Source organism: Photobacterium lucens (genome assembly GCF_009873615.1).
Lineage (GTDB): Bacteria > Pseudomonadota > Gammaproteobacteria > Enterobacterales > Vibrionaceae > Photobacterium > Photobacterium lucens.
This window is the reverse complement of the sequence record NZ_SSMG01000273.1, coordinates 1-10,772: the sequence shown is the minus strand read 5'-3', so window position 1 is coordinate 10,772 and position 10,772 is coordinate 1. Positions and strand designations below refer to the sequence as shown.

Annotated in this window: 9 protein-coding genes and 1 pseudogene; all 10 read right to left on the bottom strand. The window is 38.7% G+C overall.

Features of this window, described 5'->3' with window-relative positions; all coding sequences use genetic code 11:
- A pseudogene (locus tag E5A76_RS11680) lies at positions 1–1,657 on the bottom strand (DUF6701 domain-containing protein); the annotation flags it as partial.
- 173 nt (positions 1,658–1,830) lie between these two features.
- On the bottom strand, positions 1,831–6,102 hold the full coding sequence (locus tag E5A76_RS11675) for a DUF6701 domain-containing protein (RefSeq protein WP_161119043.1): 4,272 nt from the start codon (positions 6,100–6,102) through the stop codon (positions 1,831–1,833).
- Positions 6,099–6,548, bottom strand: coding sequence for an MshP protein (locus tag E5A76_RS11670; protein WP_161119042.1), 450 nt, complete (start codon positions 6,546–6,548; stop codon positions 6,099–6,101). The genes E5A76_RS11675 and E5A76_RS11670 overlap by 4 nt, the downstream gene beginning before the upstream one ends.
- On the bottom strand, positions 6,538–7,260 hold the full coding sequence (locus E5A76_RS11665) for a PilW family protein (RefSeq protein WP_161119041.1): 723 nt from the start codon (positions 7,258–7,260) through the stop codon (positions 6,538–6,540). Before E5A76_RS11665 ends, E5A76_RS11670 begins: the two co-directional genes overlap by 11 nt.
- On the bottom strand, positions 7,260–7,889 hold the full coding sequence (locus E5A76_RS11660) for a type IV pilus modification PilV family protein (RefSeq protein ID WP_161119040.1): 630 nt from the start codon (positions 7,887–7,889) through the stop codon (positions 7,260–7,262). The genes E5A76_RS11665 and E5A76_RS11660 overlap by 1 nt, the downstream gene beginning before the upstream one ends.
- Positions 7,886–8,377 carry a prepilin-type N-terminal cleavage/methylation domain-containing protein gene (locus E5A76_RS11655; RefSeq protein ID WP_161119039.1) on the bottom strand — a complete coding sequence of 164 codons (492 nt, stop codon included), beginning with the start codon at positions 8,375–8,377 and terminating at the stop codon, positions 7,886–7,888. Before E5A76_RS11655 ends, E5A76_RS11660 begins: the two co-directional genes overlap by 4 nt.
- A gap of 106 nt (positions 8,378–8,483) precedes the next feature.
- A complete protein-coding gene (locus tag E5A76_RS11650) occupies positions 8,484–8,948 on the bottom strand; it encodes a prepilin-type N-terminal cleavage/methylation domain-containing protein (protein ID WP_053988016.1) in 465 nt (154 codons plus the stop codon).
- A gap of 19 nt (positions 8,949–8,967) precedes the next feature.
- A complete protein-coding gene (locus E5A76_RS11645) occupies positions 8,968–9,465 on the bottom strand; it encodes a type II secretion system protein (RefSeq protein ID WP_161119044.1) in 498 nt (165 codons plus the stop codon).
- Between the two features lie 91 nt (positions 9,466–9,556).
- Entirely contained in the window at positions 9,557–10,027 is a 471-nt protein-coding gene (locus E5A76_RS11640; RefSeq protein WP_053988014.1) for a type II secretion system protein, read from the bottom strand.
- A gap of 14 nt (positions 10,028–10,041) precedes the next feature.
- Positions 10,042–10,632, bottom strand: a complete 591-nt coding sequence (locus E5A76_RS11635) for a type II secretion system protein (RefSeq protein ID WP_161119038.1) — start codon at positions 10,630–10,632, stop codon at positions 10,042–10,044.
- Positions 10,633–10,772 lie beyond the last annotated feature (140 nt).

Genomic DNA, 10,772 nt, shown 5'->3' with positions numbered 1-10,772 from the left:
CATGTATAGTTATAGAACTAGGTTTTAATTTATAAGCATGAATAATAAGATTATCACTTTTACCATTACTGTTAATTAATGATCCACTACTTCCTGACGTATGATGAAAAGAGAAACCCTTTACATATAAATAAACCTTATTATTTTCAGGAACAATAATATTAGAACCACTAACAGAGAGACTATCAACCCAATAGCTTCCCGATTTTAATGTTAATGTACTATTTGCATCCAATGATAAAAATTTTATTATCATAACATCTTTATCTAAAGTTATATTCCCACCACGAATAGAAATTGAAGAGTAATCGTCATATTCTAATATCGGCTCGTTAGGATTTGTCGCATCAAATGTATTATTTGTTTGACTCTCTTTAAATTCAGCAAGAATAGGTCTATCTTTAGCTTTAACAATTAAACTAGTATCTTCTAAACATCTTTTATCATCACATCCTTGTAAACTACCATCCCTAATATATAATTGCTCAAAACCAACATATCTTTTGTTATCTTTCTCTACAGTATTAATTAATCGACTCAATGCTCCAACTTGTAGCTGAGTATAATTTATTTCATTATTTTCCCATGTTTGGGCTGGACCTAAAAAATACTTACATTCATCATCAGTTACTGGTGGCAACATCGGTTTATCAGCAAATGCTAAAAAACCGACTTTTTCATCTGTATGTCTTCGACTTGAAATCGCAGTATTCTCAGGAATGTCTTCATCGATAACAAAACTTACACCTTTATTTGTAAGCACACAGCGACGTAGCCAACCACCTTGACCACCTTTACGTGTTAATTTACCCGCAATAACATTTGGGACTGTCGAATAGTTTTTATGACTAAAACCTACCTCTGAATTACAAACATGCTGTAATGGATAGTCCTTACCACTATTAGAAATAATATCACCGAAAGAAAATTCGTAATCATAGCCCAGTGTTTCCCCTGCATGAGGCTGACTAATTAAAAAACCAACTCTTTCTTTACTATCTATATCTGGTTCTTTCTTATTTACCCGTGTCAGTTCTAGTCCAATATTAAAGCCTTGCGGTGATAAGTTCGTTATAGCTGTTGTTAACCAACGCTTATTTTTTCTCCCTTGAACTTCAGATAAAACAATAGGTGATTGAGTAATAAATGGTGCTTTGGTCGTTAAGTTTATATATTCATAAGCAGGGTTAGATTGATTACCGTCAGATACAAATCGCTTTGTTGAAATGCTACCAGCAAAGACTTTATGACCATCATCAAATTCTGTTATTCCTGCCTCAATAGCTAAATAAGAAATGGTCGCCATTTTATTTTTCTGTAAGTTTGAATTTTTTTTTGCTAGTGGAGCAACAACCTGAGCCACAGAAAAAGATGATTTAGTAACGTTTAGTAATGCCAACGATTGGGGAGCATCAATATCAGGGTTAACACTCGGTATTGTTGGCATCAAAAATACAAGAGGTCTCGTTGCAAACGTTTTTTTAAATACGATCTTACAACCAGAGCCATCATCATAACTATCTTCTGATTCTGCAACTATCAAAGAAGAGCATACACTCGTATCGAATGAACCAAATTCATATTCGCCAGCATTAACCTGAAAAGCAATCAGCGTAGAAAACAAAAATAATAATACAGCTTGAAAGCACGCCTTCATAAAAATCCCTTTCAGCAATAACTCAGAGCACTCCAATACCCTGTAGATATCTAACAAGTTTCATATTAATATTTTAATTATTAACAAAGCAAACATCTACTGTTAGATCTCATAATTAGCATAAAAAAAAGCCGAGAGTTCACACTCTCGGCTTTATGGTTCATAAATGATAATTACTGGTAATCAGTAGCAGGAATACCCGGCTCATCTCTGTACAATATGCGATCATTACCTCGATAAACACCAAAAGTAATTATTGCGGAAGGATCTTCATCCCCTAATTGTCGCCAATTATAACGCAGCCAAGGTTGAGCAATATAAGTACCAAAGCATTCAATATTCTTATCTTGCTTCTTGGGTTTGGAGTTATCTAGTCGCTGCCATAACCGTACCTGTTGTTTGTAGACTGGAATTTTACTGTCTACACCATACCCTTTTATGTCACTAGGCTGTGCCATAAAGCGGCCTGATAGCGCTTTACCAGCAACTATACTGCCGCTACCTGATGTCTTTGCTGAGCTTTTAGCATCACTTGGCGTAATGCTAACAATCTGACGACAATAATTAGCACCATTAAATTGCGAGATCGAGTCATCACTGTTTTCAACAAACTCAGTGCCATCCCAATATTCAACTCGTAATGGCACTGCCAGCGGTTTACTCATGTCACCGCCAACACTTTCTAATACCATACGTCCGTATCGTAAATCGTTTTTACCAACTAATGCCCCATTCTGATCTACGTCTTCACCAGACCAAGTCACATTATCAGGCCACGGCGTTTTCTGTTTAACACGTAGCTGCCATTGATGATAAGGCCCATCTTCTATGGTGGTTCCCGTACCTTTACGCTGAAGCATCAATTTGTATGGCGCAAAAATAATTTGAGAACTCGCTGGGCTCCATTTACTCACATGGGGTGTGACGAGTGATAAGTCACTATTAACCTGTTTCAAACGTACATCTAGTGGCAAGTAACCACTTTCATAATTACCAGATGCAAGTTCAAATTGACTCTGCAAGTGAGAAGCAAACAAGCCATAATTTTTCACCGGATCGTTCGCAGCATTAAAAGCATTAATCGTAAAGCTAGCATCAAAGGGCTGATCCATATAAGTAAAATCACCTATTGCAGGTGTCACTCTGCTGGTATCAGTAAAGGCAAAATAGTGAGGGTAAAAACGCCCAATTTGACGCTGACTCTGTTCAATATCATTGCCTTTCTCAATATAGTCATTCATACCCACTTGCAGCCAAATGCTGCCGACTTCAGACCATGTATTAGCACTTAGTAGTAAGCCTTTTAATGTTGGCTCAACCGTCATCTTCCCTTGCGTAAACTGACCTTTAGCACCGCCTTTCGGGGTTGCTAAACGCATTTGCGTTAACAAACCGCTACCCATCGTTGGTGCATCAGGAGCAAGGAAGTTTTCTGTGACTGAATAACCACAATATTTATTATTAGAAACATCGACAACAGCATTTTTTACATCATTGCTTTGCCATACCAAAGGTTTAAGCAATACACTAAAAGGCAAACCAGCTGCGGTATAAGCTTCACCACCTTCTGATGTTCCATTCGCTAATCGCAATTGATTCTTGCCATTGAGTGTTAATGGGCAAATGGCAAACATCCAAGGTCTTGAATTTATTATCACTGAACCTGTTAAACCATCAGGCAATTGCTGACGTAATAACTTCGTTTCTTTGGCATTTTTTTCCGTTAACGTACAACTTTCGCTTGTACAATTTGGATCAGAGACATGCCAACTAATGATCCCTGCATCACGATAACGTAACGTCAGCGCCTCTGACTCACCATTCGTAAACTCGACTTTTGCCTGTTTAGTCGCACCTGTCGATGAATCTATATGTTTGCCGTTCACTATTTCAACGGTGATAGGATCATTCGGATCAGCTGCTTTTTTAGGTGCCTGATATTGTGTTGAGAAATCTAATAGCTTGATGCCGCTATAATTTTCAATCGGCTTAATATTTGAGCCAGTTAAACAGGTCATCGCAGTAACTTTAGCCGTGAAATCTTTACCTGCCACAATGTTATTGTTAGGCGTTAATTCAATCGAGAAACCACCAGGGATAAAGGTGTAATTACCACTTTGTGGCGCTACAACCATATTATCAATAGATGCATCAACAGTGATCGTTTCGGCATTATTGCCTTTGATCCAAACCTTGGCTTGATTATCGACAGCAGGTATAGAGAAAACGGTTTTACCTTTATTCAAGATTTTTGCATCAGCCATATCTGCACGTTTAGACCATAAACCTCCAAACTGAGAATTGACCGATACTTCCACGTTACCTTGATATTGAGCATCACTACCATCAGTGCTTTTTATTGTGAAATTAACAGGCTGCGCATCACAAAGCGTTGATGTTGATGCTGTAGGTGTAATCATTAACTCATAAGTAGGATCGCTATCAAAACAGGCGCTATTACCTTCAATATAACTTTTCGGTGAATTCGTATCACTGCCCGTTAAATAAATCGAAGGAGCGGTTACAGCGCCTGAGATACCTGTTTCTAGATTTTCTAAACTACTCGAAATGGAAATGATCTGCTCCGAGTAAACCAATGCTCTTAATTGAGATCCTTTTGCAACAGTAGATATTTGTCCAGCAGTACCATGAACATAAATAATTAAGTTATCAGGAACTCCAGATTCAGCCTGTAATGTCGAACCGCCTCTTGTACCACCATCTAAATTCAAGGTTTGAGCATGAATGATAGAGCCATTTGGAAATTTAACATGCTCTCCTGACGCCAAGTTAAGTGATGTAAACCAATACTCTTTCTTATTAGGTTTAATATCTGAAGGATCAAAATAACCATCATTATTTGCAGGCCAACTCCCCAAGGTTTCTTTTTTTGCAAATAAACCATTTGGATAACATCGCTCACCACTACATTCTTGATAGGTAGGTTTTCCGTAATAGCCTACAGAAGGAAACCCAATACGTCGTTGACCTTCAATTAATGGCGTACCTTTAATCGTCACGTTACTATCAATGCGAAATTCACCTGTATTTTTATCCCAAGTTTGCGCAGGCCCAGGGAATAGCTCACAAGTTTCAGGTGAAAGTACTTGTTGAAACGCCATATAACCAAAACGCTCAGCATGGTGGTTACGTTCTAGTTTTCTTTGATTAGGCTCATTTAGGTCTTCATCGGTGACAAAACTAACTTGTGAATTTCCATTCTCATAGTTTTGCTTACAAAGACGTAAGAAACCGCCATTAATACCTAAACGTGAGTTTTTAGAAGCTAATAAAAACGGTTTTTCAGAAAACTTGTAATCAATATTCGTCACTTGCTGACATTGATTATAAGGTGACGATAGAATACCCAGCCAACCATTATCACCATGATCGACACTATCAAATGTTGTGTCTTGTCCTAATGCAAAACTCAGTCCTTTAAAGACGCCACGCCCTTTAACCATAAGGTATGCGACCTGACGTTTAGGACTATAATTACTTTCGACTTCGCTACGATCTAACGATAGATAGACTTTTCTATCTAAAAACTCAACAGAAGGCGTAAACCATTGCGAAGGGCTTAGAATAATCTTTGAGTTAGGTGAAATCGTATTTTTAACCGCATTAAGTTTCTTTTTTAAAGCCGCTATATCACGATTTAATTGTTTTATTCTATGCTTGTAATAGACATCACTGATCGCCCACCACTTATGAATAAGATCGTCCTCTAAAGACTCCTTTTCCTGCTCTAATACAGTTATTTCAGATTCAATTTCATTAATTGCATCTAATTTATTCACTGTATTTAAAAGACTCGGCGTTAATCCATCTTGGGTTTCAACTAAAACACCATATTGACCATCCATATCTGGATTAGTGATATTTATTGCATACTTGTCTCTATCTGATGCCTTCTTTAACGACTGAGCACCTTTAATATATTTATTCGTCTGTACTCTCTTCGCAATAATTCGTCCACTTTTGCCTAAATTAATATCAGCATTATTTTCAATAACGAAGTAACTGATATTTCTCATAGGTACCGCTTCAATACACCATGATTTATTATCATCGACGTAATCATCAAAATCATCGTCATCTTTATTTTTTCTATCCGATGACTTTAAGCAGCCATTTTTTACGGCGAGAGTTAAATCTTTACTATTATAAGGTGCAATAAACTGCTTAAACGTTGCAGAACTTTTTGAAATAGAGGTAATACGCAGCGTTGATGGTGCGTCATTCCAATGTCCATCAGCAAAAGAGGGCATTAAAAAAACAAGGGGATCTTTATAACCTGTTTTTTTAAATGTGATCGTACAGTCATTATATAAACAAGGACCTGATATTTGACCAAATTCAAATTGATTTGAAGTATCTGCGTAAACATTCGCCGCTAAAAATAAAAGGCTGGCAGAAAAAATTGTTTTTAAAAAATATTTCATTGTATATCTTTCGCCCATACTTCTTGGGTGCGCGTCATTGCTACGTTATTACTACCGCAGGTAGCTGTACTTTCTAGTCGATATTCAGTAACAGAAGGCTTTCCTGAAATCTTTATTTGTTTAGTCGTGCACTGTATTTTTTCGACTTTGCATCCCGTTTGAAACTGAGGCATTTCTTTTGTTATCTCTTCTGCTGAATAATTTTTACAAGCGGTAGCGTCACTTTTAAATGGAGTGCCTAGTGGGAAAAGCTTGGTTAATACCACTTCATTAGCGGAATGCGCGGTAAACCATGCTCGTGTACCGAGAACTTCTTTCGTAGTCATGGTTTGGCTGGATGTACCAATTTTTGTCATCACCATTGCCATCAACCCCATCACGACAATGACGAATAGCACGATCATTAAGCCACTACCACGCTGCTTGTTATAACTGCTATAAGACATTCATCACCTGCACACTGTGGTTATAATCCGACTTTTCTTGGGTTCGTTGATCTAAGTATTGAATGGAGAAAAGAGCAATAGCACTGCTATTTAATCCTGCTGATTGTACTTCTGGCGTAAAGGTATCAATATTATCTGCCATTAATACGCCATCCCCATCATTAACGCGTCTAACAATGGTTGAACCTTGCTGACAGTAACTGATCTTATCTTTATACAAATACAAACGTTTACCCGGAGAGGCTGTTGTTATTGGCGACGTTAAGCTTAATTGATACGGTTCATTCGCATTGGTTGGCTTGGCGATCCCATTGACTTTGATCGTGTTGTTTTGATACTGCTCGAAAGATGCAAAACCAACCGCAACCAAGTTGCCTTTATTTTCCCAATTGACAGAATAATTCAATGGCGATATCGCAATGCTTGAACTGTTATTGGGTAAATTTGCGTAATACACAGCAGGGGCAATAATCGGATAGAAACTTAAACAACCACCACTAGCATTCAAACTATTCGGGGCTGCATGGCGAATTTCTTTGGTCATCCTCGCAACGAGAAAACGGGCTTGTGACTGTAGGCGTTCACGATCAACGGTGTTGGTATAACCTTTTACACCTATCGCAATATAGCTACCGATCCCAATCATAATGATTGATAACACTACGATTGCTATCACCATTTCAAACAGGGTAAAACCACGAGGTTTCGTCATTAGTAATTCCCCCGATATGCAATGTAGTCGTAACTACCATAGCGCCCTGCATCAACCTTCACTGTGATTTTTTTCAGTGGTTGAGAAGGCACTTCACTTACCTCGACCGTCGCATGAATATGAGTGTAATCAGCATTATTGATCGCTGAATCACTTTTTTGACTAGGCATCAAATCAATGAGATCACCACGACGAGAAGTCAAAGAAGGCTTTACATATGCACTATCACTGTAAATATAGCTATCAGGGCACTGCTCAGTGTTTCCCCAGCAACCAATAAAGTCATCGACATCATTGGAAAATGCACTATTTGATGCTTCTTGAGGGCTATCAGGGCCAAAACGATCGGTAGCAGTACATTCTATTAACGTACCTTCGGCATCGTTCTCACCACAACGATAAACACTGTCACCATTAGGGTCTGATTTTTCATCAAACTGACGCGCTAAAATTTCATTGAAAATAGCATCCGCTATTACTGCTGATCGGGCTTGATAATGAGGTACAGCAGAACGTTCAACTTGAGGAAAAAGAAAGCTTACTAAGGTGATCATCGCAATCGCCAGCAAGACAATGGTGATAATTCCTTCAATTAAGGTAAAACCTCGTTGTTTAATGTAAGTATTCACTTACTACATACCTCATTATCTTTCTTTTTATACACATAGCCTTGGCTATTAATGCAAATACTGGCGGTTTGTTTATTCTTTGCTGTAATAGTAATGGTACAACCGTTAGTACACACTAACGCTGCGCTTGACGCAGACCCACTGGCTGGCTGTCCAAGCAGGTTAAAATACAAAATAGAAGCTGGCGGCTCAGCTTTAGTTAGGGCAAAGGTGGTATTGGTTTGAGCTTCACGCAAGCTATCATCACTTTCAGTGACCGTTGGATCACACACACCTAAACAGCTATTCGTCACCTTTAATGGCAATCTATTCCCTTGCATTGCAGAGATTTGAATTTGGCGAATAACCGAAATCGCCTGATCACGCGTTAGTTGTGCATCAAACTCACTACGTCCTGAGAAACGAGCAGCCGCCGTGGCACTAATAATGCCAATAATCACGATCACCATAATTAATTCGACGAGGGTAAAACCTTGTTGCTGCTTCACATTACCACCTAAACGTTAATCATTTGTGCTTATTATGTAATTTATCAGATTTATACAAAAAAGGCGCAGCCGAATGACTGCGCCTTTTATTCTAGCTAATTGCTAATTACTCACCGGCACAGTCAGGACCTAAAGTCACTTGAGTTGTTGCAGGAGAAGAGACACCTGTTGCTTGGGTATAAGTCACAATACATTTGTCTGTTGTATTATTACTTTTGTATGAATAAGAAATAGAAGTGTTATCCACCGATGCCACTACTTTCCAATCTTCATTTAAGCCAGTGACCACTTTACTTAAAGCCGCTGAAGTTGCTTTAGGGAAACCGTACGCTACAGGTACACCACCTTTCGTCGTGGTAGAACTTGATACAGCTTCAACACCATCAACCGCTGCTCGACCATAAGTAATGCCCGCAGCGCCATCAATCGCACCTTTCAAACCTTGTAATGATGCTTTACGTGCATCACCTTGCAAGTTTAAAAACTTAGGTGCAGCTGTTACCGCTAGAATGCCAAGAATCACGATAACAACGACTAATTCAATTAAGGTAAAACCTTTTTGTTTATTCATCTTTTACTTCCTTGTGAAATTACTTACATGAATCGCCAGATGTAATTGCTAATGTTGAAGCTGCGTTAGATACATCTGCGGCGTTGTATTCAACATAACATCCTGTCGCTGCGATGGTTGCAGCATTTGAGCCAGCGGCTACCAAATTATCAAATGTCACAAGATACGAACCAGTCCCCGCTGAACCAGATACAGCACCAATCCAATCACCACTATTTAAACCATTTACAGCTTTAACAATACCGTTCGAATCTGCCGTTGGGTAACCGTAGTTAGTTGTAATATCACCAACTTGAATATTCGAACCTTTAGCTGTTGATTCAATACCTTCAATCGCAGCTTTACCATAAACAATGCTAGCAGCCCCTTGAATTGCACCTTTCAATCCTTGCAAAGAAGCATTACGGGCATCATTTTGAAGATTCAGAAACTTAGGAGCAGCGGTAACCGCAAGAATGCCTAAAATAACAATAACAACTACTAATTCAATTAAGGTAAAACCTTTTTGCTTACTCATCATGTACTTCCTTGTTGAGGATTATTTAATTAAATCCCATCATCTGATGAAATTTAATTAAATAGCGCCCATCCGAGCGCTATCAGCGGTATTAGTTACAAGAGTTACCTTTAGCAACTACAACTGTTGTTGCTGCTTCAGATACACTTTTAGCTTGCGTATATTTAACGTAACAAGCATCAGAGCTATCATCAAAGTAAGAAGTTTTACCTTTGAAAGTACACTTAATAGAATCATCTGCTGGTGTATCACAAGTCCAATCAGAACTTAAACCATTGACCGCTGCACCTAGAGCTGCAGAAGTTGCAACTGGGTAACCAAAAGCCAGTGGAATATCATTAACAGACTTACCACTAGCTACAGACTCAACACCTTCAATCGCAGCTTTACCGTAAACGATACCAGCAGCACCTTGGATAGAGCCTTTCAGACCTTCTAGTGATGCTTTACGTGCATCATTTTGTAGGTTCATAAACTTAGGTGCTGCAGTAACAGCTAAAATACCTAAAATCACGATAACAACGACTAATTCGATTAGCGTAAAGCCACCTTGACGTTTCATATACTTCTCTCTCTTTATTTCAAATCTACTTCAACGCGGCCCACTGCCGGTTTATAAGTAAAAGAATGTCCGGCTAATGGGTTCACTTCACCAGAGCTATTTTTACTAGCAGATGCTAGCTGATAATAACGACACTGTTTATCGGCACTTGTGCCTTCAACGGTGACGAAAAATAAATCTTTGCTATTTACCAAATCATCGCGGGAAATGGTTGCTAATGGCGGGTTTTGCATTAGCTCCTGCAATAAATCTAAACAGTCATTGGCTGTCATATCGACAGCACTCAAGGTTGCACTACTGTTTAATGCAAACGGATAACCAGGTCGAATGTTTAGCGTGGTATCTTCTTTAGTGAGTTTGAACTCAGTACCATCGTAGTCGACAATATTATTATTGCCACTATCAACTGGGCGACCATACGCTTCCCATTGCGCTCTTGCCGAAATTACAGCGGTGGCAAACCCACCTGTCATCCCTTCGATCGCTGATTGTTTCGCTTGATCGGTGATATTCATAAACCGAGGTAATGCGGTAGCCGCTAAAATCCCCAGTACAATAATCACAACGACTAATTCAATTAACGAAAAGCCGGCGTGTTTCTTCATTTCCCTATCCTTACAACTGTAAAAAACTCGACACTAAAGCGACAAATTACTGGCAATGTGTATTCTGTCATTAATATAAAATATTGCCAATTTTTTATTGATGCCTATGTCATATAAACATGAATTATAAGCCACTGAAT

Excerpts from the sequence above, each read along its gene's own strand:
- E5A76_RS11640 (WP_053988014.1), bottom strand. The coding sequence starts at position 10,027 with ATGAAACGTCAAGGTGGCTTTACGCTAATCGAATTAGTCGTTGTTATC.
- E5A76_RS11675 (WP_161119043.1), bottom strand. The coding sequence starts at position 6,102 with ATGAAATATTTTTTAAAAACAATTTTTTCTGCCAGCCTTTTATTTTTA.
- E5A76_RS11670 (WP_161119042.1), bottom strand. The coding sequence starts at position 6,548 with ATGTCTTATAGCAGTTATAACAAGCAGCGTGGTAGTGGCTTAATGATC.
- E5A76_RS11645 (WP_161119044.1), bottom strand. The coding sequence starts at position 9,465 with ATGAGTAAGCAAAAAGGTTTTACCTTAATTGAATTAGTAGTTGTTATT.
- E5A76_RS11650 (WP_053988016.1), bottom strand. The coding sequence starts at position 8,948 with ATGAATAAACAAAAAGGTTTTACCTTAATTGAATTAGTCGTTGTTATC.
- E5A76_RS11665 (WP_161119041.1), bottom strand. The coding sequence starts at position 7,260 with ATGACGAAACCTCGTGGTTTTACCCTGTTTGAAATGGTGATAGCAATC.
- E5A76_RS11635 (WP_161119038.1), bottom strand. The coding sequence starts at position 10,632 with ATGAAGAAACACGCCGGCTTTTCGTTAATTGAATTAGTCGTTGTGATT.